22 protein-coding genes and 1 pseudogene are annotated in these 26,558 nt (G+C 68.8%); 14 read left to right on the forward strand and 9 right to left on the reverse strand.

Features of this window, described 5'->3' with window-relative positions:
- Window positions 1–7 precede the first annotated feature (7 nt).
- Window positions 8–880, reverse strand: coding sequence for a carbohydrate ABC transporter permease (locus AB0D34_RS06805; protein ID WP_362657535.1), 873 nt, complete (start codon window positions 878–880; stop codon window positions 8–10).
- Window positions 874–1,854, reverse strand: coding sequence for an ABC transporter permease subunit (locus AB0D34_RS06810; protein WP_362657538.1), 981 nt, complete (start codon window positions 1,852–1,854; stop codon window positions 874–876). The genes AB0D34_RS06805 and AB0D34_RS06810 overlap by 7 nt, the downstream gene beginning before the upstream one ends.
- Before the next feature lie 202 nt (window positions 1,855–2,056).
- Here AB0D34_RS06810 and AB0D34_RS06815 point away from each other — a divergent pair, with 202 nt between their 5' ends.
- Window positions 2,057–3,052: an acetylxylan esterase gene (locus tag AB0D34_RS06815; protein ID WP_362657541.1), complete on the forward strand. Its 996-nt coding sequence runs from the start codon at window positions 2,057–2,059 to the stop codon at window positions 3,050–3,052.
- A gap of 282 nt (window positions 3,053–3,334) precedes the next feature.
- Here AB0D34_RS06815 and AB0D34_RS06820 read toward each other — a convergent pair whose 3' ends face one another.
- Window positions 3,335–4,399, reverse strand: coding sequence for a lytic polysaccharide monooxygenase (locus AB0D34_RS06820; protein WP_362657544.1), 1,065 nt, complete (start codon window positions 4,397–4,399; stop codon window positions 3,335–3,337).
- Between the two features lie 635 nt (window positions 4,400–5,034).
- Between AB0D34_RS06820 and AB0D34_RS06825 the strand changes: the two genes are divergently transcribed.
- A complete protein-coding gene (locus tag AB0D34_RS06825; RefSeq protein WP_362657547.1) occupies window positions 5,035–5,250 on the forward strand; it encodes a hypothetical protein in 216 nt (71 codons plus the stop codon).
- 19 nt (window positions 5,251–5,269) lie between these two features.
- Here AB0D34_RS06825 and AB0D34_RS06830 read toward each other — a convergent pair whose 3' ends face one another.
- Together AB0D34_RS06830 and AB0D34_RS06835 are read right to left on the reverse strand one after the other, a co-directional pair.
- Entirely contained in the window at window positions 5,270–5,851 is a 582-nt protein-coding gene (locus AB0D34_RS06830; protein WP_362657550.1) for an HD domain-containing protein, read from the reverse strand.
- Between the two features lie 153 nt (window positions 5,852–6,004).
- Window positions 6,005–6,434: pseudogene (locus AB0D34_RS06835) on the reverse strand (ATP-binding protein); the annotation flags it as partial.
- A 376-nt stretch (window positions 6,435–6,810) separates the two neighbouring features.
- Here AB0D34_RS06835 and AB0D34_RS06840 point away from each other — a divergent pair.
- Both AB0D34_RS06840 and AB0D34_RS06845 read left to right on the forward strand, forming a co-directional pair.
- Entirely contained in the window at window positions 6,811–10,476 is a 3,666-nt protein-coding gene (locus AB0D34_RS06840; RefSeq protein ID WP_362657553.1) for a S8 family serine peptidase, read from the forward strand.
- A 54-nt stretch (window positions 10,477–10,530) separates the two neighbouring features.
- Window positions 10,531–11,535: a LuxR C-terminal-related transcriptional regulator gene (locus AB0D34_RS06845; RefSeq protein WP_362657556.1), complete on the forward strand. Its 1,005-nt coding sequence runs from the start codon at window positions 10,531–10,533 to the stop codon at window positions 11,533–11,535.
- Window positions 11,536–11,603: 68 nt separating this feature from the next.
- Here AB0D34_RS06845 and acnA read toward each other — a convergent pair whose 3' ends face one another.
- The gene (gene acnA, locus AB0D34_RS06850; RefSeq protein ID WP_362657559.1) at window positions 11,604–14,321 is read right to left on the reverse strand and encodes an aconitate hydratase AcnA; all 2,718 of its coding nucleotides are present in this window, start codon (window positions 14,319–14,321) and stop codon (window positions 11,604–11,606) included.
- Window positions 14,322–14,540: 219 nt separating this feature from the next.
- Here acnA and AB0D34_RS06855 point away from each other — a divergent pair, with 219 nt between their 5' ends.
- From AB0D34_RS06855 to AB0D34_RS06865, 3 genes are all read left to right on the forward strand, one after another.
- The gene (locus AB0D34_RS06855; RefSeq protein ID WP_362657562.1) at window positions 14,541–15,386 is read left to right on the forward strand and encodes a class I SAM-dependent methyltransferase; all 846 of its coding nucleotides are present in this window, start codon (window positions 14,541–14,543) and stop codon (window positions 15,384–15,386) included.
- 119 nt (window positions 15,387–15,505) lie between these two features.
- Window positions 15,506–15,706 (forward strand): DUF4236 domain-containing protein, encoded by a 201-nt coding sequence (locus AB0D34_RS06860; RefSeq protein ID WP_362657564.1) that lies wholly within the window; start codon window positions 15,506–15,508, stop codon window positions 15,704–15,706.
- An 83-nt stretch (window positions 15,707–15,789) separates the two neighbouring features.
- Window positions 15,790–17,319 (forward strand): UDP-N-acetylglucosamine 1-carboxyvinyltransferase, encoded by a 1,530-nt coding sequence (locus AB0D34_RS06865; RefSeq protein ID WP_362657567.1) that lies wholly within the window; start codon window positions 15,790–15,792, stop codon window positions 17,317–17,319.
- A gap of 343 nt (window positions 17,320–17,662) precedes the next feature.
- Here AB0D34_RS06865 and AB0D34_RS06870 read toward each other — a convergent pair whose 3' ends face one another.
- Window positions 17,663–18,280, reverse strand: a complete 618-nt coding sequence (locus tag AB0D34_RS06870; RefSeq protein WP_362657570.1) for a TetR/AcrR family transcriptional regulator — start codon at window positions 18,278–18,280, stop codon at window positions 17,663–17,665.
- Window positions 18,281–18,402: 122 nt separating this feature from the next.
- Between AB0D34_RS06870 and AB0D34_RS06875 the strand changes: the two genes are divergently transcribed.
- The 3 genes from AB0D34_RS06875 to AB0D34_RS06885 all read left to right on the forward strand — a co-directional run bounded on the left by AB0D34_RS06875 (window position 18,403) and on the right by AB0D34_RS06885 (window position 21,823).
- Window positions 18,403–18,807, forward strand: coding sequence for a Dabb family protein (locus AB0D34_RS06875; RefSeq protein WP_362657573.1), 405 nt, complete (start codon window positions 18,403–18,405; stop codon window positions 18,805–18,807).
- A 27-nt stretch (window positions 18,808–18,834) separates the two neighbouring features.
- Window positions 18,835–19,737, forward strand: a complete 903-nt coding sequence (locus AB0D34_RS06880; RefSeq protein ID WP_362657576.1) for an SDR family oxidoreductase — start codon at window positions 18,835–18,837, stop codon at window positions 19,735–19,737.
- 229 nt (window positions 19,738–19,966) lie between these two features.
- Window positions 19,967–21,823 carry a hypothetical protein gene (locus AB0D34_RS06885; RefSeq protein WP_362657579.1) on the forward strand — a complete coding sequence of 619 codons (1,857 nt, stop codon included), beginning with the start codon at window positions 19,967–19,969 and terminating at the stop codon, window positions 21,821–21,823.
- A gap of 1 nt (window position 21,824) precedes the next feature.
- On the opposite strand, the gene AB0D34_RS06890 is transcribed toward AB0D34_RS06885, so the two are convergent.
- Together AB0D34_RS06890 and AB0D34_RS06895 are read right to left on the reverse strand one after the other, a co-directional pair.
- Window positions 21,825–21,974, reverse strand: a complete 150-nt coding sequence (locus AB0D34_RS06890; RefSeq protein WP_362657582.1) for a hypothetical protein — start codon at window positions 21,972–21,974, stop codon at window positions 21,825–21,827.
- Window positions 21,975–22,010: 36 nt separating this feature from the next.
- Complete coding sequence (locus AB0D34_RS06895; protein ID WP_362657585.1) at window positions 22,011–22,574, reverse strand: DUF6262 family protein; 564 nt, start codon at window positions 22,572–22,574, stop codon at window positions 22,011–22,013.
- A 412-nt stretch (window positions 22,575–22,986) separates the two neighbouring features.
- Between AB0D34_RS06895 and AB0D34_RS06900 the strand changes: the two genes are divergently transcribed.
- From AB0D34_RS06900 to AB0D34_RS06915, 4 genes are all read left to right on the forward strand, one after another.
- Entirely contained in the window at window positions 22,987–23,964 is a 978-nt protein-coding gene (locus AB0D34_RS06900) for an ABC transporter substrate-binding protein (protein ID WP_362657588.1), read from the forward strand.
- A gap of 80 nt (window positions 23,965–24,044) precedes the next feature.
- Complete coding sequence (locus tag AB0D34_RS06905; protein WP_362657852.1) at window positions 24,045–24,815, forward strand: ABC transporter permease; 771 nt, start codon at window positions 24,045–24,047, stop codon at window positions 24,813–24,815.
- Between the two features lie 4 nt (window positions 24,816–24,819).
- The gene (locus AB0D34_RS06910) at window positions 24,820–25,611 is read left to right on the forward strand and encodes an ABC transporter permease (RefSeq protein WP_362657591.1); all 792 of its coding nucleotides are present in this window, start codon (window positions 24,820–24,822) and stop codon (window positions 25,609–25,611) included.
- 13 nt (window positions 25,612–25,624) lie between these two features.
- Window positions 25,625–26,458, forward strand: a complete 834-nt coding sequence (locus AB0D34_RS06915; protein WP_362657594.1) for an ABC transporter ATP-binding protein — start codon at window positions 25,625–25,627, stop codon at window positions 26,456–26,458.
- Window positions 26,459–26,558 lie beyond the last annotated feature (100 nt).

The raw sequence follows: 26,558 nt of genomic DNA on the forward strand, positions 1-26,558 counted from the left end.
GCTGGGATCAGCCCTTGACCGCGCCGAGCATCACGCCCGAGACGAAGAAGCGCTGGACGAACGGGTACACGCAGATGATCGGCAGGGCGGTGAGCACGATCGTGACGGCCTGGATGCTCGCGCCGACCTGGCTGAGCTCCGCGGTGGTGGCGCCCGCGTTGCCGCCGCCGGTGGCGCCCGCGATGAGGTTGCGGAGATAGACGGTGACCGGCATCAGGTCGGAGTGGTCCATGTACAGGAAGGCGCTGAACCAGGAGTTCCAGAAGGACACCGTGTAGAAGAGCACCATGGTCGCGACGACCGCTTTGGACAGCGGCAGCACGATCCTGAGCAGGATGCCGTAGGTGCTCAGGCCGTCGATCTGCGCGGCCTCCTCCAGTTCGGTCGGCAGGCTCTCGAAGAAGGCCTTCATCACCAGCAGGTTGAAGACGCTGATCGCGTTGGGCAGGGCGATCGCCCAGACGCTGTTCTTCAGTCCGAGGCTGGTGACCAGGACGTAGTTCGGGATCAGACCGCCGGTGAAGAACATGGTGAACACGGCGATGCCGACGAGCACCCCGCGCCCCCTGAGGTTCTTCTTCGACAGGAAGTAGGCATAGCAGGTCGTCAGGACCATGGCGACGGCGGTGGCGACGACCGTGTAGAGCACGGTGTTGCCGTAGTTCCGCCAGAACATCGCGTCCTGGAACACGATCTTGTACGTGGTGAGGTTGAACCCCTTGGGCCACAGGGTGACTTCACCGGCCCGGATCTGCCGCTCGCCGCTGAAGGACCGGGCGACGATGTTCACGAAGGGGTACAGGGTGACGACCACGACGAGGGTGAGGATCACCCCGTTGACGCCCTGGAAGACCCGGTAGGAACGGCTCGTCTTCACCACAGGCTGGTCCCCACTGTGCGGCGCGAGAGGGTGTTGGCGGAGGTGATCAGGACCAGGCCGATGATCGCCTCGAACAGGCCGATGGCGGCGGCGTAACTGAAGCTGTTGGACTCGACGCCCGCGCGGTAGACGTACGTCGAGATCACGTCGGCGGTCGGATAGGTCAGCGGGTTGTACAGCAGCAGGACCTTCTCGAAGCCGACGGCCATGAAGGTGCCGACGTTGAGGATCAGCAGCGTGATCATGGTGGGGCGGATGCCGGGCAGGGTGACGTGCCAGATCTGCTGCCAGCGGTTGGCGCCGTCGATGCGCGCGGCCTCGTACAGGTCCTCGTCGATCGTGGTGAGCGCGGCGAGGTAGAGGATCGTGCCCCAGCCGGCGGTCTGCCAGATCTCCGAGCCGACGTAGATCGTGCGGAACCAGCCGGGTTCCTGGATGAAGCGGATCTCGTCGTGGCCGAGCCAGCCGAGGGCGTGGTTGACCGGGCCGTCCGTGGCGAGCATCTGCAGGGTGAGGCCCGCGACGATCACGATCGACAGGAAGTGCGGCAGGTACGACACCGACTGCACGAACCGCTTCAGGGAGCGTCGGCGCACCTCGTTCAGCAGCAGGGCGAGAACGATCGGGATCGGGAAGCAGAACACGAGGGTGAGCCCGCCGAGCCACAGGGTGTTGCGGAACACCTGCCAGAAGGTCGGGTCGCTGAGGAACATGCGCACATAGCGCAGGCCCACCCAGTCCTCGCCGAACATCGAACCGCCGGGCTCGAAGCGGCGGAACGCGATCACGTTGCCGATCATCGGCAGATAGCGGAAGACCAGGAAGAACAGCAGCGGCAGGACCGCCAGCGAGTACAGCTGCCAGTCGCGCCGCAGGGCCCGGCGCCAACCGCCGCGCGGCGCCTGGCGGATGACCGGAGCGGGTGGGTCCTCGACGCTGGACGGTGGAGAGGCCGACTTGATGGATGTGCTCACGCTCGGTCCTCTCAGGCGGGGGACGGAACCGAAACTTTCGAGCTCTTACCGGTAACTTCGCGGCAACTTAAAGGCACCCAGAAAGCGCTGTCAATGGGTCAGGCAGGAGATACCTGGGGCGTGAGTGGGGTAGAACAGGGAGGCCAAGTCCCGGCGCCCTCCGCAAGTTTCACTGCTTTGACCGACTCATGCGAGGTGTCCTGTGCCTGCGTTCGACCTGCCGACGAGGGAGCTGGAGCGGTACCGCCCCGATGTCCAGGAACCCCCGGATTTCGACGAGTTCTGGCGTGACACTCTGAAGGAGTCGGCACAGACGGACGTGCTGGTGTCGGTACGCCCGGCGGAGAACGGGCTACGACTGACCGAGACCTGGGACGTCACCTATCGCGGCTTCGCCGGCGACCCGGTGCGCGCCTGGTACAGCAGACCGGCCGGGGTCCACGAACTCCTCCCCGCCGTCGTCGAGTACGCGGGCTACGGACGCGGTCGCGGACTCCCCCACGAGCGGCTGACCTGGGTCAACGCCGGGTACGCGCATCTGCTGATGGACAACCGCGGCCAGGGCGACCAGTACGGCAACGGCGGCGCGACCCCCGACCCGCACGCCTCGGCACCGGGCGGACCGGGCCCGGCGGCACGCGGTCTGCTCGACCCCCGCGACTACCACTACCGGCGGCTGATCACGGACTCGGTGCGCGCGGTGACGGCGGTGCGGGCGCTACCGGGTGTGAACGGGGAACGGGTCGCGGCCGTCGGCAACAGCCAGGGCGGCGGGCTCGCGCTGGCGGTCGCGGGGCTGGTGCCGGACCTGGCGGCGGTCCTGGTCACCGCGCCCTTCCTGTGCGGCATCCGACGCGCCCTGGACCTCACCGACGCGAGCCCGTACGGCGAGATCACCGCGTATCTGTCCGTGCACCGGGGCGCCGAGGAGGCCGCGTATCGCACGCTCTCGTACATGGAGGGCGTCTCCTTCGCGCGGCGGGCTGCCGCCCCGGCCCACTTCGGGGTGGGCCTGCGCGATACGGTGTGCCCGCCGAGCGGAGCGTACGCGGCCTTCAACCGCTACGGGGAGCTGAGCGGCGCGGACCCCCGCAAGGAGCTCCGCGCCTACCCGTACAACGGCCACGAGGGCGGCGACGCGGTGCAGGTCCGCCGCCAACTCGACTGGCTGGCCGAGGTGCTGGAGGTCAGCCGGTAGCCGGTAACCGGTAGCCATCGTGGACATGTGCGGTCCGTGCTCCGTGGCAGCTCCACGCTCGCGGTCCAGCCGGATCTCCAACTGATTTGACATCGTTGTCCGTTGGAGCGATAGAGTCATGTATAGACCACTCGACAACGTTGTCGCATGTCGGGTCGTCCACAAGCCATGCACCATCCGCGCCGGCCATCCCCCCCTGCGCCGGCACGGCTCGCGGACCCGGTGGCACAGCCCCACCGGGTCCGCCCTGAGCGGAGGGTTCGAGCGTCTTCTGACGGTGACTCAGCCGACGCGACAGGGCAGGGTCGTGGCCGTGTCGCCTCCGGAGCCGGTGACGACGTAGCCGAAGGTCGCACTCTGCCCCGGACTGAGAGAGCCGTTCCAGTTGGCGTTGTGGACCATCACGGCTTGGCCGGTGTAGGTGGCGTTGCCGTTCCAGAGGCTGTCGACCTTCTGTCCGCTCGGCAGGGTCCAGTCGACCATCCAGCCCAGCATCGGGACGTCGCCCGAGTTGGTGACGGTGACCTCGGACTGGTAGCCGCCGTTCCAACTGCCCGTGGTCTTACGGGTGGCGGTGCAGGTGCCGGGGACCGGTTCGCTGGGGTTGCCCGGTTCGTGAATGCCGGTGACCTCGCCGTTGCCGCCGTCGAAGACGACGTCGGAGCAGGAGTAGAAGGTCTCCGCGCTGTCCGAGCGCTGCCAGACCATGTAGATGATGTGGCGGCCGGACTTGTTGGCCGGAAGCTGGCCGGTCCAGGAGTAGTTGGCCTCGACGGTGCCCGGGCTGCCGTTGAGCGGCGGGTGGTCGACGGAGAGGAAGGGCTGCGCCTCCATGTCGTCCCAGGTGAGGGTCTTGGTCGGGTCGAAGCCGTCCTTGGTGACGTAGACGTAGAACCAACCCGGGTGCGCGGCCCAGGCGTTGTAGGAGAAGTCGACCGTCTTGCCCGAGGTCAGGTGGGTGAGCGGCCAGTCGTTGCGGGGAGCGTTGAAGCCGGTGAAGTTGGTGTTGCCGCCGCTGCACAGCTGGCCGTCCGGGACGAAACCGCGGGTGCGGCCGGCGCCGTCGGAGCGCAGCACGGAGAACCAGTTGTAGAACGGGGTGGTGCCGCTGACGGCCTGCGCGTTCCTGCAGGCCGGGTTGACCGGCTTGATCTCGCCGGTGTCGGTCAGGCCGTCCTGCCAGCACAGGAAGGTGCGGCTGGCGGGCTTCATGGGGGTGCCGTGGGCCTCGGCCTCGCCGCCCGCCGTGAGGACGAGGCTCAGGGCGGGGATGGTGGCGAGGAGGGAGACGAGGACCAGGAAGAGGGCTCTGGGGCGGGTCACCCTCGATAAATTTGTCAGGATCATGACAGTCCAGTCCGTTCCTTGAGGTACGGGCCGTGCGGGTGTGTGGGGTTGGGTGGGGCGGGGGCGCGCACGCGGGCGGGTTCCGGTCCGTCCGCATGGGAGCGCTCCCACCCCACTTCTGCGGAAGGTAGCGGGATGTGGGGCAGATGTAAACGGGGGGCGCTGAGGTCAATGGCGTGCTGTGGTGTCGTCTGTTCGGGCGGCGATGTTGCGTACAGACGGTCACGCGCGTGTATCGGTGTCCAGACTGGGGTGCATGGGAGCGGGAGTGGCCACCACAGAGACCTGGATGCTCACGCCTGTCGACGGCTGGGGCTTCGACCAGGTCAGGGGTTTGCGATTGCCCTTCGACTGGGAGCTCGTGGACGGGGTGATCACGCCTCGCGGGCGGCCCGCGCTCTGGCACAACCATGTGCGGGGCGGGTTGGGGGGCGTGCTGACAGCCGCCGAGGCCGGGCCGTACCGGGTGGTGAGCGGTCAAAGTGCCGTCGTCGACGCCCGCAATATCGTACGGCCCGATCTGATCGCCTTCGACCTCCGAGGGCTGGACCCGTTCGCGATCGAGTGCGTCCCGGTCGAGAGGCTCGTCCTGGTGGTGGAGATCGTCTCCCCCCACCTCCCGCCAGGACGACCGCGTGCGCAAGCCGGCGCTCTTCGCCGCGCACGAGGTGCCGTACTACTGGCGCGTCGAGCTGGACCGGGACCAGAAGCTCGCGGTGCACGAGTACTGGCTGAACGCGGACACCCTCGCCTACTTCCCCGCGCCGTCCCACCCCGTGCACCACGACAAGCTGGTCACCGAGCTGCCGTTCCCCGTCGAGGTCGATCTCGACGCGCTGGTCGGGTTCTGAACGCGGGGCGCGCTGGCGGTCACACCGGGTAGGCCGCCTGGAAGGCGAGTCGCTCCTCCGCGTCTTCCCCTACGGCCGTCAGCGCGTCGTCGAACTCCAGGAACTCCTCCCACACCGTCCGCCCGCTCGCCTCGGCCAGCCTTCTGACCACGAGGTCCTCCAGCTCCGGGACCCGCTTGTTCTTCCAGATCTTGTCGGCGACGCTGACCAGCAGGTCTTCGAGGCCGATGTCCGGGCGGGTCCAGGTCGCGTGGGTGGCGGCGAAGCGGGCCAGGTGCGGGGGGATGTTCTGGGCGAGGAGGAGGTCCTGGCCGGCCTTCTCGTGTGCGGAGCCCGGGCCGGAGAGTTCGCGGACGTGCGCGGTCTTGCCGATGTCGTGTGTGGCGGCGCCGAACAGCACTGCCTCGCGGTCGAGTTGGAGCGCGGGGTACTGCCGTGCCAGCCAGTCCGTGAGCTGGTACGCCACGTCGTGCACCAGTCTCAGGTGGGCCGCCAGGCGGGGCGGGGCGTCGAGGGCGCGGAGGAGGCGGGCGGGTGTTTCGGGGAGGGGGCGGGGGCCGGGGTCGTGGAGGGCTCGGTGGAGGAGGTCGGGGGTGGTCACGGGGCAAGGGTAGGGGTGGGGGCGGGAGTTGGGGCGGCTCGGGCGGTTGGCCCGGGGCGGTGGCTCGGAGGGCTCGCCGCCGTGGGTACGGCAGTGGTACGGCACGGAAGGCCTTGTCACCGACCCGCAATGTCCCATGCGCTACAGGCGTGTTCAGGGGAAACACGCTCGCGAGTCGGGCGCCCAGGGATCCGGGTGACCGGGGCAGTCGGACAGGTACCGGTCCGTTGTGGCTTGTCGCGCAGTTCCCCGCGCCCCTGAGTGGGTTACACCGACGCTGGTTTTCCTGAGACCGCTCGCTCCTCCATGGCCAAAAGGCTCTGGCGGGAGTTCGATCGCGAACTCCGTTCGGCCCTGGGTGCTTTCCGCTCTGATACGGCCACCGTGGGCGGTCGTGATCGCTGCCGCGACGGCCAGGCCCAGGCCCGAGCCGCCGGACTTCGCATCGGGCCGTGATCGGGAGGTGTCTGCTCGGGTGAAGCGTTCGAAGACGGTGGGAAGGAGGGTCGGGGGGGATGCCGGGGCCGTCGTCGCGGACGCGGATCACCCGGCGCGTGGCGGTGGACTCCACCGAGGCGACCACTCCAGGGGCGCCGGCCCGTCTCCGTGACCGCCACAAACCGCACTTCGGTGCGCGCGGGTTCGTCGTCGACGATGAGGACGCGTACGCGGCCGGTGCGTGGTCCGGTGGTGGCTGTCATGTCCGGATTCTGTCCAGGTTGTCTGAGGGAACCCTGTGTTCGGGCTGGGCCGCGACCGTGGGAAACGGCCGTCCACCAGGCACGACCGGGCCTTCCCTGACCCCTGTGGGAGGAGCAACCACCGTGACCGAAGGGGGCGTTGGCACGCATCGGCCACCGGTTTCCCTTGAGCGGGCTGTGACTCGGCGCCCAGGCTGATCGGCGGCTTCCGCTCATCGGCGGAGGCGTTCGACGTGTTTCAGGGGAGGACGTCCACCCATGCGAAGACTCCACGCCCTGTGGGCCGTGGCCGCTGCCGCCGGACTGCTCGCGGGGGCGATCCCGTCCGCGACAGCCGCTTTCGGAGATTCGGTCACCACACCGCCCGCGGGCCCGCGCTCCACCGCACCGCAGATCGTCACCCTCATCACCGGCGACACCGTGTCGCTCACCACCGGACCGGACGGCAAATCCGCCGTCGACGTCCGGCGTGGCAAGGGCCGCGAGGCCGCCACCTTCCTGTCCAGTGAGAAGGACGGCGAGGTCAGCGTGGTACCGGCCGACGCGATCCCGCTGATACAGGCGGGCCGTCTCGACCCGGCCCTGTTCAATGTCACCGCGCTGGTCAAGCAGGGCTACTCGGACGCGAAGACCGGCGTCACTCCGGTGATCGCGACGTACAGCAAGGGCGGCGAGACCCCCCAGGGCGCGCGCCGGACGCTCGCGCTGCCCGGGATCGACGGCGCCGCGCTCAGCGCGAAGAAGTCCACGGCCTTCTGGGCGGACATCGCCCCGGCCCTCGGCACCGAGCCCACCTCCAAGGCCGCGAAACGGCTCGGCGAGGGCATCGACAGGATCTGGCTGGACGCCAAGGTGAAGGCGTCCCTGGATGTGAGCGTGCCGCAGATCGGGGCGCCCGAGGTGTGGCAGTCGGGCTATGACGGCGCCGGCGTCAAGGTCGCGGTCCTCGACACGGGCCTGGACACCGGGCACCCGGATCTCGCCGGGAAGATCGCCGGGACGCAGACCTTCGTGCCGGACCAGGCGGTTCAGGACGGGCATGGTCACGGCACCCATGTGGCGTCGACGATCGTCGGCTCAGGAGCGGCCTCGGGCGGCAGCCGCAAGGGCGTGGCGCCGGGCGCGGAGCTGCTGGTCGGCAAGGTGCTGAACAACGCGGGCAGCGGCCAGTCGTCGTGGATCATCGCGGGCATGGAATGGGCCGCGAACTCCGGGGCGAAGATCGTCTCGATGTCGCTGGGCGGTACGGCGTACGGCGCCTCCGACGTCCTCAGTGAGACCGTCGACGAGCTGTCCGCGTCCACCGGCAGCCTCTTCGTCATCGCGTCGGGCAACGCGGGCCCGGGCGAGCAGACCGTGGGCACGCCGGGCATCGCCGACTCCGCGCTCACCGTGGGCGCGGTCGACAAGTCCGACAAGCTGGCCTCGTTCTCAAGCCGCGGCCCGCGCCCCGGTGACTTCGCGGTCAAGCCGGAGATCACCGCGCCGGGCGTGAGCATCACCGCGGCGCGTGCCGCCGGCACCACCATGGGGACGCCGGTCGACGACAACTACACGACGGCGAACGGTACGTCGATGGCGACTCCGCATGTCGCGGGCGCCGCGGCGCTGGTCGCGCAGGCGCATCCGGACTGGACGGGTCAGCAGATCAAGGAAGCCCTGGCCAGCACGGCCAAGACGAGTGCCGGCAACTCGGTGTTCGAGCAGGGCGACGGCCGGGTCGACGCCGTGCGGGCCGTCAAGCAGAACGTCTTCGCGACCCCGACGCTGAGCTTCGGCAAGTTCGAGGACGGTGACTCGCAGGTCGTCACCAAGGACATCACGTACACCAACACCACTGACACAGCGGTGGAGTTGAAGCTCTCCTCGTCGCTCGCCGACGTCACGCTGGGCGCCGACACGGTGACCGTGCCCGCGGGCGGCACCGCCTCGGTCCCGGTCGGCGTCGATCCGGCGCAGGAGGACGAGGGCCGGTACTCGGGGCACATCACGGCGACCGCCGACGGCGTCCAGATCACCACGGGCGTCGGCTTCGAGAAGGCTCCGAAGACGTACGACCTCAAGATCTCCCTCCTGGGCCGCGACGGCAAGCCGTCCACCGCGGCGTCGCTCTACACGCTCATGGAACTGAACGGCGCCATCCCCGACGCGTACGGCTTCATCGGCTCCGGCTGGACCTGGCAGGTGCCGGCCGGCACCTACTCCATGGCGGCCTGGATCCCGGACCGTGACGCGGGCGGTATGGCCGTCGGCACCTCGGTCGTCGGCAACCCCGAGATCAAGGTCGATGCGGACACCGAGGTCGTCCTCGACGCCCGCAAGGCGGTGGAGATCAAGCCGAAGACGAAGCAGGCCTCCGAGTTCAAGGGCTTCAGCACCAACTGGCACCGCGAGGGGCCGACCAACGCCTGGGGGCTCACCTACAGCCAGGGCTTCTGGACCAAGCACGTCTATGTGACCCCGACCGAGCAGGTCACCGAGGGCACCCTGGAGTTCTCGGCCAAGTTCCGGCTCTACGCGAAGGAGTTGACGGCGAGCGTCACGAGCCCGGAGAAGACCTCCCTGTCCTCGCTCTACTACTCCCAGACGTACGAGGACTTCCCGCTGAAGATCAGCGGTGACCGCAAGGTCCAGGCGGTGGACGCGGGCGGCGGTACCGAGGCCGACTTCGCGGGGGTCGACGTCAAGGGCAAGGTGGCGGTGGTCGGGGTCGGCGCGACGGAGCGTGCGCAGAGCGCTCTGGACAACGCGACCAAGGCCGGGGCGGGTTACCTCATCGTGTACCGCAAGACCCCCGGCTTCTGGATCGAGGCCGTGGACCGCGCGACCACCGTCCCGCTGATGATCGCCACTGGCGAGGAGGGCGCCGCGCTCACCGACCTGCTGAAGACCGGCAAGAAGGTCACTCTGAAGCTGAGCGGCACGCCGGTCAGCCCGTACGTCTACAACCTGCTCGCCGCGCAGAGCGGTTCCATCTCCGCGGACCAGACCTACCGCCTGGACAGTTCCAACACGGTGAAGAAGAAGGCCCGTTACCACGGAGCCACGGCCGGCGAGATCGGCGCGGACGCCTTGTACACCTTCCGGCCCTGGCAGCTCTTCGGCATCGAGAACAGCGTGCACCTGCCGCTGGGCACGGAACGCGACGAGTACTACTACGTCGACCCCGACACCCGTACCTGGCACGTCGTCTATCCGAACTGGAACACGTTCAGGGGCCAGTGGAGCCCGCTGCGCACCTTCACCGAGGCGGCGACGGAGCCCACCGAGAACTGGCTGCGCCAGGTCGTCCGCCCCGGCACCAGCGAGGAGTACGGCCTCTCCGAACGCACCGGCGACACACTCACCCTCTCCATAGCGGAGTTGAGCGACTCCACACCGGGTCACTACGGGTACATCGACGGCTCCGACACCACCGCGCAGGGCAAGCTCTACGCGGACGGAGAGCTGGTCGGTGACTCGACGCTCGGCGGGTACGGCACCTTCGACGTGGCGGCGGACAAGGCCTCGTACCGCTTCGATCTGGACGTGCGGCGCCAGGCCGCCTGGGCGAAGTACTCCACGAGCACGCACACCGAGTGGACCTTCACCTCGGCGCACACCGACACCGGGACGGCGCTGCCGATACTCACCGTCGGCATCGCTCCGAGGGGCCTCGATCTCCTCAACCGGGCTGAGAGGGGGCGGGAGTTGGAGGTCGGTCTGCCGCTCGCGAACCAGTCGGGAGGCATCAGGGCGAGCAGCCTGAAGGCCTGGGTCTCTTATGACGAGGGCGCCTCCTGGAAGGAGGTGAAGGTCAAGAACGGCAAGGCACGGTTCAAGGCCGCCAAGGGCGCCGAGTCCGTGTCGCTGCGCGTGCGGGCCACCGACCAGGACGGCAACGGGATCGACCAGACCGTGCTGCGGGCGTTCGGCCTGAAGTAGGCACCCGGCCGACTGATCCTCAGGTTTAACACAGATCCTCTACCGTGCCGGAACATGGTGAACACGGCATACGACACGGCAAGTCAGACCCCTGCCGCGGGCCCCTGGGCCGCGGTGGGGGTCTCCGCGTTCGAGGAGCTGGTCTACCAGGCGATCCTCCATCAGCCCGATGCCGGAGCAGCCGGCTGGGCGCTGCTGACCGGCGCCGACTCCGCGGCCCAGGTACGCGAGGCATGCAACCGGTTACTCGCGCTCGGGCTGTTGCAACCGCCGGACTCCATGGGCGGAATGCGGGCGGTCGACCCACGGGTGGCGATACGGGCGCTGATCCGCCGGCGCGAGACGGAGTCGGAAATGCTCGCCGCCACCGCGGAGGAGATGGCGACCGCGTACGAGGCCGGACTCCTGCGCGAAGAGCCGGCCCGGCTGCTGGAAGTGGTGTCCGGCGAAGGAGCCATCGCGGCCCGGCTGGAGGAGCTGTACGCGCGTGCCGAGCGCGAGGTGTGCCTCTTCGACACTCCCCCGTACCTCGCCCCGCCCGCGCCGCAGCAGGATCTCCAGGCGGATCTGCTCCGCCGCGGAGTCGTCTCCCGGGGCATCTACGCGGCGACCGCACTGGAGGATCCGAAGGTGCTGGCCCAGGCGCTGCGGATGGGTGAACTCGGTGAGCGGGCCCGGGTGTTGCCCTCGGTGCCGGCCAAGTTGCTGGTGGTCGACGGATCCCGGGCACTGCTTCCGCTGACCGCGTCCGCGGCGGGCGGGTACTGCTGTGTGGTGGTACGGCACTCCGCGGTGACCGAGGCGCTGCAGCAGCTCTTCGACCTGGCCTGGCAGCAGGCGACACCGCTCGGCATGCCCGTACAGGACAGCGAACTGTCCGAGGGGGAACTGATGTTGGTCCGGCTGCTGACGGCCGGGATGAAGGACGAGGCGGTGGCCCGTCATCTGGGGGTGAGTCTGCGGACCCTGCGCAGGCGGGTCAGCGAGCTGCAGGAGCGGCTGGGGGCGGCCAGCAGGTTCCAGCTGGGGGTGCGGGCGGCCCAGCGCGGCTGGGTGTGAGCCCGCACGGCGAAGGGCCGCGTCCCCGGTGCCCGGGGATGCGGCCCTCAACCTGCCTGCCTGGAACCTTACTTGCGGATCAGGCTGCGCAGCACGTACTGCATGATGCCGCCGTTGCGGTAGTAGTCGGCCTCACCGGGGGTGTCGATGCGGACGACCGCGTCGAACTCGACGCCCGTGTCGGTGGTGACCTTGACCGTGCGCGGCGTGGTGCCGTTGTTGAGCTCCTCGACACCGGTGAAGGAGAAGGTCTCCTCGCCGGTCAGACCGAGGGTCGCGGCGGACTGGCCCTCGGGGAACTGGAGGGGCAGGACTCCCATGCCGATGAGGTTCGAGCGGTGGATGCGCTCGTACGACTCGGCGATGACGGCCTTGACGCCGAGGAGCGCGGTGCCCTTGGCGGCCCAGTCGCGGGACGAGCCGGAGCCGTACTCCTTGCCGGCCAGGATGGCCAGCGGGGTGCCCTGCTCGATGTAGTTGCGGGAGGCGTCGTAGATGAACGACACCGGACCGCCGTCCTGCGTGAAGTCGCGGGTGTAGCCGCCCTCGGTGCCCGGCGCGATCTGGTTGCGCAGGCGGATGTTGGCGAAGGTGCCGCGGATCATGACCTCGTGGTTGCCTCGGCGCGAGCCGTAGGAGTTGAAGTCACGACGCTCCACACCGTGCTCGGTGAGGTACTTGCCGGCCGGGGTGTCGGCCTTGATGGCGCCGGCGGGCGAGATGTGGTCCGTGGTCACCGAGTCGCCCAGCTTGGCGAGGACCCGGGCGCCCGTGATGTCGGAGACCGGGGTGGTCTCCATCGTCATGCCCTCGAAGTACGGGGGCTTGCGGACGTAGGTCGACTCGGCGTCCCACTCGAAGGTGTTGCCGGTCGGGATCGGCAGCGCCTGCCACTGGGCGTCACCGGCGAAGACGTCGGAGTAGGACTTGTTGAACATGTCCTCGCCGATGGCGTTCGCCACGACGTCGTTGACCTCTGCCTCGGAGGGCCAGATGTCCTTGAGGAAGACCGGGTTGCCGTCCTGGTCGACACCGAGCGCGTCCTTGGTGATGTCCACCTTCATGGAGCCCGCGAGGGCGTACGCGACGACCAGCGGCGGGGAGGCCAGGTAGTTCATCTTGACGTCGGGGTTGATACGGCCCTCGAAGTTCCGGTTGCCGGAGAGGACCGAAGTCACCGCGAGGTCGTGGTCGTTGACGGCCTTGGAGACCTCCTCCGGCAGCGGGCCGGAGTTGCCGATGCAGGTGGTGCAGCCGTAACCGACCAGGTTGAAGCCGACCTTGTCGAGGTAGGGAGTGAGCCCCGCCTTGTCGAAGTAGTCGGTGACGACCTTGGAACCCGGGGCGAGGGTGGTCTTGACCCAGGGCTTGCGGGTCAGGCCCTTCTCCACGGCCTTCTTCGCGACGAGCGCGGCGGCGACCATGACGTACGGGTTCGAGGTGTTGGTGCAGGAGGTGATGGCCGCGACCGTCACCGCGCCGTGGTCGATCTCGTACGTCGAGCCGTCGGGGGCGGTCACGGTGACCGGGTTGGACGGGGCGCCGTTCGGGGCGACGGCCGGGGAGTCGGAGGCCGGGAAGGACTCCTGGCCGGCCTCGTCCACGGAGTCGACGTAGTTGCGTACGTCCGTCTTGAACTGCTCGGCGGCGTTCGCCAGGACGATGCGGTCCTGCGGGCGCTTCGGGCCGGCGATGGAGGGGACGACCGTGGAGAGGTCGAGCTCCAGCTTCTCGGAGAAGTCCGGCTCGGCCTTCGGGTCCAGCCAGAGGCCCTGCTCCTTGGCGTACGCCTCGACGAGCGCGAGCTGCTGCTCGGAGCGGCCGGTGAGCTTGAGGTACTTGATGGTCTCGTCGTCGATCGGGAAGATCGCGGCGGTCGAGCCGAACTCCGGCGACATGTTGCCGATGGTGGCGCGGTTCGCGAGGGAGGTGGCGGCGACGCCCTCACCGTAGAACTCGACGAACTTGCCGACGACGCCGTGCTTGCGCAGCATCTCGGTGATCGTGAGCACCAGGTCGGTGGCGGTGGTGCCGGGCTTGAGCTCACCGGTCAGCTTGAAGCCGACGACGCGCGGGATGAGCATCGAGACCGGCTGGCCGAGCATCGCTGCCTCGGCCTCGATGCCGCCGACGCCCCAGCCCAGCACGCCGAGGCCGTTGACCATGGTGGTGTGCGAGTCGGTGCCGACCAGGGTGTCGGGGTACGCCTGGCCGTTGCGGACCATGACCGTACGCGCCAGGTGCTCGATGTTCACCTGGTGGACGATGCCGGTGCCCGGCGGGACGACCTTGAAGTCGTCGAAGGCGGTCTGGCCCCAGCGCAGGAACTGGTAGCGCTCGCGGTTGCGGCCGTACTCCAGCTCGACGTTCTGCGCGAAGGCCTCGTTGGTGCCGAACTTGTCGGCGATGACGGAGTGGTCGATGACCAGCTCGGCCGGGGAGAGCGGGTTGACCTTCGCGGGGTCGCCGCCGAGCTCCTTCACGGCCTCACGCATGGTGGCGAGGTCGACGACACACGGCACGCCGGTGAAGTCCTGCATGATCACGCGGGCCGGCGTGAACTGGATCTCCTGCGACGGCTGGGCCTGGGAGTCCCAGCTGCCGAGGGCGCGGATGTGGTCGGCGGTGATGTTCGCGCCGTCCTCGGTACGGAGCAGGTTCTCCAGCAGAACCTTGAGGCTGTACGGCAGGCGGGCCGAGCCCTCCACCTTGTCCAGCCGGAAGATCTCGTACGACTCGTCGCCCACGCTCAGCGTGGCGCGGGCGTCGAAGCTGTTCGCCGACACGACAGTCTCCTTCATTTCTGTGCGCTTACCACCGCATCCTGCCGCCACGCCGTCTTGGCCGATCCGCTAAGGTAAGGCTAAGTTAGGTATGCCTTACTGCGAGGTCCGGCGGAAGCGTGCTGCTGCGGTACGCCTCGGCAGATATCTCGATGTCGAGATAACTCTAGTACATGAGGCGGGGATGGTCATGCCCTGCCCCGCTGTGATGTCCTGACTCACATGCCTGACGGATGGCAGTGGGACAGGACCCTCTTCCAGGGAAGCGCGGCCCACTACGAACGCGGCCGACTGCCGTACGCCCCCGGCCTCGCCGAGATGCTGGCGACAGTCCTCACCCTGGACGGCCGGGGCCGGCTTCTCGATGTCGGCTGCGGGCCCGGAATCGTGCTGCTCCCCCTGGCCCGGTACTTCGCCGAGGCCGTCGGCCTCGACCCGGACGAGGACATGCTGGCCGAGGCCGAGCGACAGGCCGCGCGCCGCGGCGTGACCAACGCGCGCTGGGTGGCGGGCCGCGCCGAGGACCTGCCGGCCGGTCTCGGTGAGTTCCGGGTCGTGGTGTTCGCCCAGTCCTTCCACTGGACGGACCGCGACCGGGTCGCCGCCGCCGTGCTGGAGATGCTGGAGCCGGGAGGCGTGTTCGCCCACATCAGCGATCACAAGGACGCTCCGGCCGCTACGACATCCCTGCCGCTGCCCGCTTCCCCGTACGCGGAGATCGGCGAGTTGGTGCGCCGGTACCTGGGCCCGGTGCGGCGCGCGGGACAGGGCGTACTCGTCAACGGCACGCCGGGCCGGGAGGACCTCGTCCTGGAACGGGCCGGGTTCACGGACTTCGAAGACCATGTCGTACCGGCCGGGCAGGTGGTCGAGCGGACCGAGGACGACCTCGTGGCCTGGGCGTTCTCCCGGTCCGACTCCGCGCCCCACCTCTTCGGCGACAGGCTGGCGGAGTTCGAGCGGGACCTGCGTGCGGTACTGCGGCAGGCGTCACCCGAAGGCCGCTTCGCGGAGCACCTTCCGCCGACCCAGATCATGCTCTGGCGCAAGCCGCGCACCAGCGGGTGACGGGTCGTCAATCCGCCTGCGGCGGCGGGACCGGACGAAGCCCGCACCCATCACTTCGCCGTGCCGGGGTATTCGAACGGGGTCGAAAGCATCTGACCGACCCTAGACGGGAGGCCACCATGCCGCTCACGTTCCGCAAGAGTTTCCGGATCCTTCCGGGGGTGCGGCTGAACATCAACCGGCGGTCCTGGTCCATCACGACCGGCGGCGGCAGCCACGGGCCGAGGCACACCCACAGCAGTACGGGACGTCGCACGACTTCGGTAGATTTGCCCGGACCTTTCGGATGGCGGCGAACCCGTAACACCAAGCGCCACTGACGTTCCCTCAGGTCCGGCCGGGCCCCTCACCCGAACGGACCTCTCGGAATGCGCCATCTCATATCTGAGATAGCCTCACCCCCATGACAGACGACTACCTCGTACGCATCGGCAAGCTCATCCGTGACGCCCGGCAGCACCGGGGCTGGACACAGTCGCAGCTTGCCGAGGCACTCGGCACCAGTCAGAGCGCCGTCAATCGCATCGAGCGCGGCAACCAGAACATCAGCCTTGAGATGATCGCCCGTATCGGTGAAGCGCTGGACAGCGAAATCGTCTCTCTGGGCTACGCGGGCCCGATGCATCTGCGGGTGGTCGGCGGTCGGCGGCTGTCCGGCGCGATCGACGTCAAGACGAGCAAGAACGCGTGCGTGGCCCTGCTGTGCGCCTCGCTGCTCAACAAGGGGCGCACGGTGCTGCGCCGGGTCGCCCGCATCGAGGAGGTCTACCGCCTTCTGGAGGTACTGAGTTCGATCGGCGTCCGCACCCGCTGGATCAACGACGGCGTCGACCTGGAACTGGTCCCGCCGACCGCGCTGGACATGGACGCCATCGACGCCGAGGCCGCCGTACGCACGCGCTCGATCATCATGTTCCTCGGTCCGCTGCTGCACCGCATGGACGGTTTCAAGCTGCCGTACGCCGGCGGCTGCGACCTCGGCACCCGGACCATCGAGCCGCACATGATCGCGCTGCGCCGCTTCGGTCTGGACGTGGCGGCGACCGAGGGCCAGTACCACGCCCGGGTGGACCGGGCGGTCCGCCCCGACCGGCCGATCGTGCTGACCGAGCGCGGCGACACCGTGACGGAGAACGCGCTGCTCGCGGCCGCCCGCCACGACGGCGTCACGGTCATCCGCAACGCCTCCTCCAACTACATGGTCCAGGACCTCTGTTTCTTCCTGGAGGCCCTGGGCGTCAAGGTCGAGGGCATCGGCACCACCACCCTCACCGTGCACGGCGTGCCGCACATCGACGTGGACGTCGACTACTCCCCCTCCGAGGACCCGGTCGAGGCGATGAGCCTGCTGGCCGCGGCCGTGGTGACGGAGTCGGAGCTGACGGTGCGCCGGGTGCCGATCGAGTTCCTGGAGATCGAGCTCGCGGTCCTGGAGGAGATGGGCCTCGACCACGACCGTACGCCGGAGTACTTCGCCGACAACGGCCGCACCCGCCTGGTCGACCTCACCGTCCGCCCCTCCAAGCTGGAGGCGCCGATCGACAAGATCCACCCGATGCCGTTCCCCGGCCTGAACATCGACAACGTCCCGTTCTTCGCGGCGATCGCGGCGGTCGCGCAGGGCAAGACCCTCATCCACGACTGGGTCTACGACAACCGCGCGATCTATCTGACCGACCTGAACCGCCTGGGCGGCCGCCTCCAACTCCTCGACCCGCACCGGGTGTTGGTCGAAGGCCCGACCCGCTGGCGCGCCGCCGAGATGATGTGCCCACCGGCACTGCGCCCCGCGGTGGTCGTGCTGCTGGCGATGATGGCGGCCGACGGGACGTCGGTGCTGCGCAACGTGTATGTCATCAACCGGGGTTACGAGGATCTGGCCGAGCGGTTGAACTCGGTGGGGGCGCAGATCGAGATCTTCCGGGACATCTGATCGGCCTGACCGCGAGTTGGACTGTCCTGCGCAACGACGAAGCTCCTGGTAGACGGGTTCTCGACCAAGATCACCCGTGTCCGCCCAGGAGCTTCGCGTGCTTGTCCACCCGTCCTCGGCAGGACCTGGCTGTCGTGGGTGGTGGCCGCGGTGGTGGCCACATCCGTGATCACGTTGGGGCCGCCGGGAGTACAGGTCTCGGTCAGATGAGCGCAGAACCCTTCCCAGTTGATGATGTGCCCGTGCCGTGCATAGCACGATCGATCGGCAGCCCCACGAAGACGATCTCGACGAACACTCCGGTCCCCCCTCTGAACCCGGCGAACCACAGCGGTCAGAGGACCTAGCTGCTCGCCGGTCGACCGTTCGCCGGCGTCTCGGTTCGCCAACCGAGGAGGATCGTGCGAAGCGCCTGTTCGGCGAGGTAGCGGGCGCGATCGTTGCCGACGCTGCCGAGGTGACTGAGCGACGCGATGCCGTACAGCGTGCCCCAGAGGATCTCGCAGGCCTGGTCGAAATCGGCCAGGACCACGTCGCGTGCGGCCGACCAGGAGGTGAGCAGCTCCTTGAGGACGTCGATGACCGGTTCCGCGACGCGTCGGCGTTCGTCCGCGTCGACCATCGGGTCGTTCATGACCTGGAAGAGGTGGGGGTGCTCGCCGGCGAACCGGACGTACTGCGACGCAATGCGCGTCATGCGCCGGTCCGTATCGGGCTCCTGCGCGGCTTGGCGGAACTCGCTCAGCATCAGGCGGTGACCGTGCGCGACCAGCTCCAGTACGAGCGCGTCCTTGTTGGCGAAGTGCTGGTAGACGACGGGCGCGGAGTATTCGACGTCGGTGGCGATGCGCCGGATCGTCAGGGCCGCGACGCCCTCGGTCTCGAGAACGTGCAGCGCGGCCTCGATGATCCGCTCCCGGGTGTTCGCCCGTTCGCGGGCCCGTCTCGTGCTGGTCGACATGGTCCGTCACTTCGCTTCGATGGTGTCCTCGAACACTAGTCACCGCCTTGACGGCGTCGGCGGCGCGCGCCATGGTTAACGTCGTTAGGAAATCTAACGACGTTAGGAACGGGTAGTAAGTCATGATTTGCCACATCAACAGAGTCACGATGAAGGCCACTGCGACGCCTGAGCAGATCGAAGGGGTGCTGGAGAGCTGGCGCAATCAGGGCCGGTCGAGCCCCGCCATCAAGTCCTTCGTCGTCGGCCGCGACCACGGCGGCGACTACACGTACGGCGCGGTGTTCGTCGTCGAACATCTCGACGGGCTCTTCGCCTACCTGACGCACCCGACCACCTACCAGACCGACCACCTCGGACTGCACCTGGTCGAACGGCTGGAGATCTTCGACGTCAGTGACGACGACGACCCTGACCTGAACGCCAAGATCCAGGAACTGCACCGGCGCCGCAACGAGCTCAACCCGCAGATCGCCGGCCTGCTCGCCGAGGTGCCCACCTATACCGGCTCCGGCGTGGACGACTGACCGATACCCGGAGAAGGAGAAACCGTCATGGCCAAGCGCGTCATCATCGGTGCCGGTTCCATCGGTACCAACGTCGCCCGTCTGCTCGCCGAGCGCGGCGAGAGCGTCCGGATCGTCACCCGCAGCGGCTCCGGCCCCGAGCACCCGCTGGTCGACCGGGTCGCCGCGGACGCGTCCGACCCGTCCCGCCTGACCGAGCTGTCCCGCGGCGCGGAAGTGATCTACCACTGCGCCAATCCACCCTCGTACACGGTGTGGGAGCGCCTGTTGCCGCCCCTGCAGACGGCGGCCATCACCGCCGCCAAGGCGAACGACGCCGTCCTCGCGCTGACCGGCAGCCTTTACGCCTACGGTCCGCAGCCCGGCGGCCGGATGAACGAACACACCCCCATGGCCGCCACCGGGCACAAGGGCCGCCTGCGCAGACGCATGTGGGAACAGGCCCTCGCCGCGAGCATCCGCACCGTCGAGGTCCGCGGCTCCGACTACATCGGCAAGGACGCCAACGGCATCTACTCCCTGCTCATCAAGTCGGCCCTGCAGAAGGGAAAAGCGGCCTGGATCACCGGCCACCTGGACATGCCGCACACCTTCACCTTCAACGGCGACATGGCACAGGCCCTCATCACGCTGGCCTCGGAAGAACGCGCGTGGGGCCGACCCTGGCACGTGCCGTCCGCGCCGGCCGTCACCATTCGCGAGCTGGCGCGGCGCTACGCCGTCGCGGCAGGCCGGCCACCGGTCAAACTGATCCAGATACCGCGCTCCGTGACGCGTACGGCCGGGCTGATCGTGCCGATCGCCCGCGAGATGGCCGAGATGGACTACCAGTGGTACGCGCCGTTCCACATGGACGCGACGGAGACCGCCGAGACCTTCGGCCTGACCGCCACCGACCTCGACACCGCCGTCCGCAACGAGGTCGGCTGAACTCCCACCGCCACACCGGCAGGCCGACGGCATGGCCGCCGACACTGTGCACGTTCGTGATCACGGTGCCAGTACTCCAGTGCGATTTCGTGAGGGAGCTCTTTCAGCGCTGCCGCTCCAGAGTGAGCACGGCCGCGCAGATTGACGACATTCGATTCGGACTGCACCGGGACCTGCGGAAGATCCGCCAGGACTTCAGTCGTGCGAGCCGGGCTCGCTCGCGCACGCCGTGATCGGCGCGGAGCGGACCGTCGAGCGCTACTTCTGCGCGTACGGCCCGTCCCGGCGCCTGGACACCCTGACCGCGCACGGCCTGCGCCTCTCCGGCCGCGACGAGGAGGGCGGAGTGCCCATGGCCGAACTCCCCGGCCCCCCCTTCTTCCTGGCCTCCCTCTTCCAGCCGGAACTCTCCGGCGACGGCCCACGCCCGCACCCGATGGTCACGGCGTGGGCCCGAGCCGCCGTCGAACACGCACGTCAGCCGCCTGAGCCGAGGGGTCCGGGGGCGTTGTCAGTGGGGGCTGTTACGTTCTGTGACATGACCGAGCACGCTCTGCGCATCCTGCGCCAAGACCCGCCCCTGGTCGAACTGGCCGCGTCCCCCTTCGACTTCGACGTGAGCCGCGCCGCCCGCGGCCATGTCGAGCCGGTCCGCCTCGCCTCCGGCGGACCGCTGGAGGCCGTCGCGGGCACCGGCGCGGGCGGTACGTACTTCGTGTGCGCGGACGGCTCGATGCTGTACGCCGACTCGGAGGGCGGGGCCGGGATCATCGGCTCGAGTGTCGACGAGGCGCTGGAGACAGTGATCGGTCTGCCCGGCTGGTTGGACTTCGTGGATCTCTCGCCGGCCGACGGGGAGCATGCGATTCTCGCCCGGTTCGCGGAGCAGGAGGCGGAACTCCGCGAGTACCACGACCTCGACGAGGCCCGGGCCGAACTCCGCGCCGCCCTGGGCCTTACCGAGCGCTCCCCGGTGGAGTTGGTCACCCGGCTGCACGCCGCGCTCCTGCGCACCGAGCCCGACTTCCTGCTGCTCACCGAGGAGGAGGGCTTCGCCCACCGGCTGCTGGACGAGCACCCGCGTCCGCCGCTGTGGGAGCCGGTGCTCGCCCGAGGACGCGAGGATCTCGCCCGGTTGCGGGCGGATGACCGCGCGGCCTGGGATGCGGTGGCCGACGACCCCGTACGACGCCGGCTCGCCCTGCGGGCCGTGCAGTTCGACCGTGCCGACGGGGACCTGGAGCTGCTGAGGCATCTGCTGCGGCGGGAGAGGGAGTCGTCGATGACGGACGAACTCCGGCTCGCCGCCGTCCTCGTGGGGCGGCACGGGGACGTCACCGATCTCGCGCTGCTGGAGGAGGTCCGGAAGACGGACTTCGACACCCATTGCGGCCTCAGCGAGATGCCCGGACCGGGCGCCGGCGCCGCCGAGCTGGTGAGCTGGGCCGAGGAGCTGGACGACGCGATGTTCTGCACGGATCCGGCGGACGAGCCGCTCGCCACCTGGACCGAACTCGCCCTGGACCAGGGGATGACCGAACTGGCCCGGGTGGCGCTGATCCGCGCGCTCGACGAGATCTTCCTGGACCAGAGCACGCAGCGGCGCCCCGGTGATCCGTCGCAGCTGGAGACGTCACAGCTCAGCTGGCTCGCCCGCGAGCTGGAGCGGGCGGGCGACCTTCCCCAGGCCCTGCGGGCCCAGCGCCTGTGTGCCGCCCTCCAGGAAACGGCGTGGGACCGCGTCTCGGAGCGGCGGGACCAGGCGCGACTGGAGCGCCTGTGCGGGCAACTCCCGCAAGCGATCAGCACCTTGGCCGCGATACGCGGGCTCCTGGCCGACCCGGGCGACGACTCCCTGCGGCACTGGACCCGTGTGAACTTCGGCCGTTTCATCGCCGAGGAGCACTACGCCCTGGCCCGGGCCCTCGCCGACGCGAGCCACACCGACGCGGGCCTCGCCGAGGAGGCCCGCGCCCTGCTCGCCGCCGCCGACGCGATACTCGGCGAGCTCTCGGAGTTCCCCGCGAAGTGGGTCCGGGAACTCGCCGAGGAGACCGCCGAGCGAGTGCGGGACGTCAGCCCCTGAGTCAGCGGCCGACCGGGATCGCGGGCGCCCGGTCCGGCAGGAAGCCGTGGGCTCGGCGGGCCAGGTGGTCGGCCTTGTAGCGGTCGACCTCGCGGTGCCTGTTCAGGATGCCCGCCATCCAGTTCTGGAGGTCGGAGACATACGTCGCCATGGCGGCGCGGGCCTCGTCCGAGAGGTCGAACAGGTCCTAGGTGTTTTCGGTTCGGATCATGCGCCGAAGGCTTGCCCTGGCGGCGACGAGTTCGTCGTTGGTTTCGGCGAGTCTTCGTTCGAGTTCTTGCTTTTCGTGTTGGAGGCAGGTGAGCTGGCTGTTCAGTTCCTGGTTCTGGGCGGTCAGTTCACCGATTCGTTTTGTGAGGTCGGTGGCTTGTAGCTGGTCGAGTTGTCGGCCGAGCCGGCGTTGCAGCGCCTCCTTGAGGTCGCAGACTTGGCCGCGGAGTCGTTGGTTGTCGGCGCGTAGAACTTCCAGGTCGGTCCGCGTACTCATGGCGCCGCCCGCCGCCTGGGGTTCCTCGCCTCTTGTTGCGGTGCGGGCCTGTTGGGTGCGGGCGGCTTCAATGTGCTCGCGGACGCCGGGGGCGTAGACGAGCCAGTTCGAGACGCCGGCGGCCTTGGCGACCGCGGTGAAGGTGACCGGCTCGCCGCGGGCGAGGAGGCCATCGAGGGTGTGAAGCACCCGAGCCCGTTTGTCGCGGCTGGCCTTGCGGCGGGACTCTCGCAGCACCTGGCCGGGAGTTCGTGGACTGGTCACGAGGCCCCCTGGTCGCGGTTGATGACGCTGAGCGGGAGCAGGGTGTGGCCGTCGGCGGCGCGGCGCATCCGTACACCACGGAATTGTCGGCGGCGGTCGTCCGAGGAGACGGCCGTGAGCGGAGATTTCCGGGGTTCCGGCCCCTCGGCCGAGATCGTTCGAGCCGGTCGGGACCGTCACTGAGATCGACCCGAGCGCAGGCCGCGTCTTGACGATTCGTCACACCGGCAGGCCTTCCGGCGCGGACGGTCACTGGTCCCGGCCGAGGAGGAGAGACGGGATCGCGGCTGCGGAAACTGGCTGCGCGCCACCTATTGACCCCGCCAAGGACAGAGACATAGCGTCCGGCTTGCTTGTTCGGCACATGAAATTTTGTGCGCGTGACGCACATGTCTCGTCAGGAGGGGCCCTTATGCGAAGGCGCATTCTTGGGCTTGTTGCGGCGGTGGTGACGGTCGCGACCGCTGCCGGATGTGGATCCTCTTCGCCCGGGAGCGGCGGTTCGTCGGCCTCGGGTGGGAGCAAGACCACGAAGGTCACGGTGGGGATCATCCCCATCGTCGATGTGGCACCGCTGTATCTGGGGCAGAAAAAGGGATTCTTCGCCGAGCGTGGAATCGATCTGAAGATGGAACTCGCCCAGGGCGGCGCCGCGATCGTCCCCGGCGTCGTGAGCGGTCAGTTCCAGTTCGGCTTCAGCAACGTCACTTCACTGATGATCGCCGAGACGAAGGGTGTGCCGATCAAGTCCGTGGTCAACGGGGTGGCCACCAACGGCAAGGTCGGTGCCGACGTCACCGGCGTCGCCGTCAAGAAGGACAGCCCGATCAAGTCGGCCAAGGACCTCGCGGGCAAGACGGTGGCGGTGAACACCCTGCAGAACATCGGGGACACCACGGTCCGTGAGTCGGTACGCAAGGCCGGCGGCGATCCCTCCAAGGTCAAGTTCCTGGAGATGCCCTTCGACCAGATGCCCGCCGCACTCGACGGCGGGCAAGTGGACGCCGCCTGGATGGGTGAGCCCGCGCTGACCATCGCCAAGGGCCAGGGCGCCCGTGTGGTGGCCTCTCCGTTCGCCGAGACCGACCCGAAGCTCACCGCCGCGACCTACTTCGCCGCCACGAAGCTGACGAAGGAGAACCCGGACCTGGTGAACAAGTTCACCGAAGCGATGACCGAGTCGCTGAAGTACGCCTCCGAGCATCCTGACGAGGCACGCCAGATCCTCACCACCTACACCAAGATCGACGGTGAGGTGCTGAAGAAGCTGACGCTGCCCAGCTGGCCGGCAGCCGTCGACATGGCCTCCCTGCAGAAGCTGGCCGCGCTCGGCGAGGAGGACGGCATCTTCGGCGACAAGAAGCCGGACCTGGACGCGCTGTTCTCATGACACCGTCGGGAATCGCCTCTGTGAAGACGGCGCCCGCCGGGACCGACACCGGTCCCGGCGGTGCCCGCGCCCCGCGCGGCCTGGGCGGCGCCACCGCTCCGCTGCGCGGGCTGGCCGGACTGGCCGGTCTGGTGGTGGTACTGGAAGTGCTGCCGCACACCGGACTGGTCTCCGCCGACTACCTCCCGCCCGCTTCGGAGATGGCCAGGGCCTTGTGGCACCTGCTGGCCGAGGACACGTTCTGGACCTCGCTCGGTGACACCCTCACCGGTTGGAGTCTGGGCCTCGCCATCGCCGTCGTGGCGGGGGTGGCGGCCGGAATCGTCATCGGCTCCGTTCCCGTGCTGCGTGCGGTCACCGCCTCCACCATCGAGTTCCTGCGGCCGATCCCGTCCGTGGCCCTGATCCCGGTGGCGGTACTGCTCTACGGCACCGAACTGCGATCGACGCTGCTCCTGGTGGTGTACGCCTCGTTCTGGCAGGTGCTCGTCCAGGTGCTGGCCGGTACGCAGGACGTCGACCCGGTCGCGGACGACACCGCCCGCAGCTACCAACTGGGCAGGTGGGGGCGGGTGCGGTACGTCCTGTGGCCCACCGCGCTGCCGTACGTCATGACCGGTGTCCGGCTGGCGTCCACCGTGGCCCTGGTCCTCGCGATCACCGCGGAACTCGTCATCGGCTCGCCCGGTCTGGGCCACGAGATCGCCGTCGCGCAGACCTCCGGTGCCGTGCCGCGGGTCTACGCGCTGGTGCTGGTCACCGGGCTGCTCGGGGTCGCCGTCAACCTGGTGGCGCGGGCGGTCGAGCGGCGGGCGCTGCACTGGCACCAGTCTCTGCGCAGGGAGGGATAGCCCGATGACTCACACGACGGTCCTCACCGTGGCCCGCCGGGCCTCGCTGATCGCGGGTCTGCCCGCGGTCCTGTTCGCCGTGTGGTGGTTCGCCACCGCCGACAGCACCGACTTCTACCTCCCGCCGCTGTCCACCATCCTGCAGAAGTTCGGGGAGGTCTGGGCGGGCGAACGGCTGGTGTCCGACGTCCTGCCCAGTCTGGTCCGGCTCACCGCGGGCTACCTCCTCGCCGTCGTCATCGGCGTCGGGCTGGGCCTGCTGGTCGGTATGAGCCGTGTCGTACGGGACGTCCTGGAGCCGGTCCTGGAACTCTTCCGGGCCATTCCGCCGCCCGTGCTCGTCCCGGTGATCATGCTGTTCGCGGGCATCGGCGACACCATGAAGGTGCTCGTCATCGTCAGCGGCTGCATGTGGCCGATCCTGCTCAACACGGTCGAGGGCGTCCGCGCCGTCGACGAGGTGCTGAGTGACACCTGCCGGTCCTACGGCATCACCGGCCCTTCCCGGCTGTGGCATCTGGTGCTCCGCTCGGCCAGCCCGCAGATCGTCACGGGCATGCGGCAGTCCCTGTCGATCGGGATCATCCTCATGGTCATCAGCGAGATGTTCGCCGCGAGCAACGGGCTCGGCTTCACCATCGTGCAGTTCCAGCGCTCGTTCGCGATCCCCGAGATGTGGAGCGGCGTACTGCTGCTCGGTCTGCTCGGATTCGCCATGTCGCTGCTCTTCCGATTCGCGGAGAGCCGGTTCCTGGCCTGGTACCACGGCCTGCGCCGCGCCCAGCGCAACCCCTGACAAGGAGACGTCGATGCTTGACGTACGCAACCTGCAAAAGATCTACACCGGACGAAACCGCAATGTCGAAGCACTGCGGAACCTGACTTTCCATATCGGTGCCGGCGAACTGGTATGCATGGTGGGCCCGTCGGGATGCGGCAAGACCACACTGCTCAAATGCATGGCCGGGCTGCTCACCCCCACAGCCGGCGAGGTAAGCCTCGACGGCCGTCCGGTCGCCGGGCCCCCGCCCGGCATGGCAGTCGTCTTCCAGGAGTACGGCCGCTCGCTGTTCGCCTGGATGAACGTGCGCGACAACGTCGCCCTGCCCCTGCGCCGCAAGAAGCTCGGCAAGGCGCGCGAGCGGGAGTTGGTGGACCACGCCCTGGAGGTCGTCGGCCTCGCCGACGCCCACGAGGCGTACCCCTGGCAGCTCTCGGGAGGCATGCAGCAGCGCGTCGCGATCGCCCGCGCGGTCGCGTACGAGCCGAAGGTGCTGCTCATGGACGAGCCCTTCGCGGCCGTCGACGCACAGACCCGCGCCGAACTGGAGGACCTCATCCGCCGGTTGTGGCGGGAGCTCGGCGTCACCGTCCTGTTCGTCACCCACGACATCGACGAGGCGGTCTACCTCGGCCAGCGCACCCTCATCCTGTCCAAGTCCCCGACCATCGTCCAGGAGGACCTCACCATCGACCTCCCCGACGAGCGCGACCAGCTGCACACCCGCTCCAGCACCCGCTTCGCCGAACTGCGCGCCCACGTCTACGAGCAGATCCAACGGGCCAAACACCACAACGGCGATACGGAGGCGCCGCCGGACGACAGCAGTCCTGGCCTCGTCCTGCAGCACACGGAGTCCTAGACACCGCCCGGTATGGAGGCCGGAGTCCCGCACCATCACCTCCAAGGCCGCGCTCACCACCGAGCACACGGAAGGCACCGGGTCAGGGAGCCGCCCGCTG

Source organism: Streptomyces sp. NPDC048420 (assembly GCF_040651535.1).
In the GTDB taxonomy this organism is placed as follows: domain Bacteria; phylum Actinomycetota; class Actinomycetes; order Streptomycetales; family Streptomycetaceae; genus Streptomyces.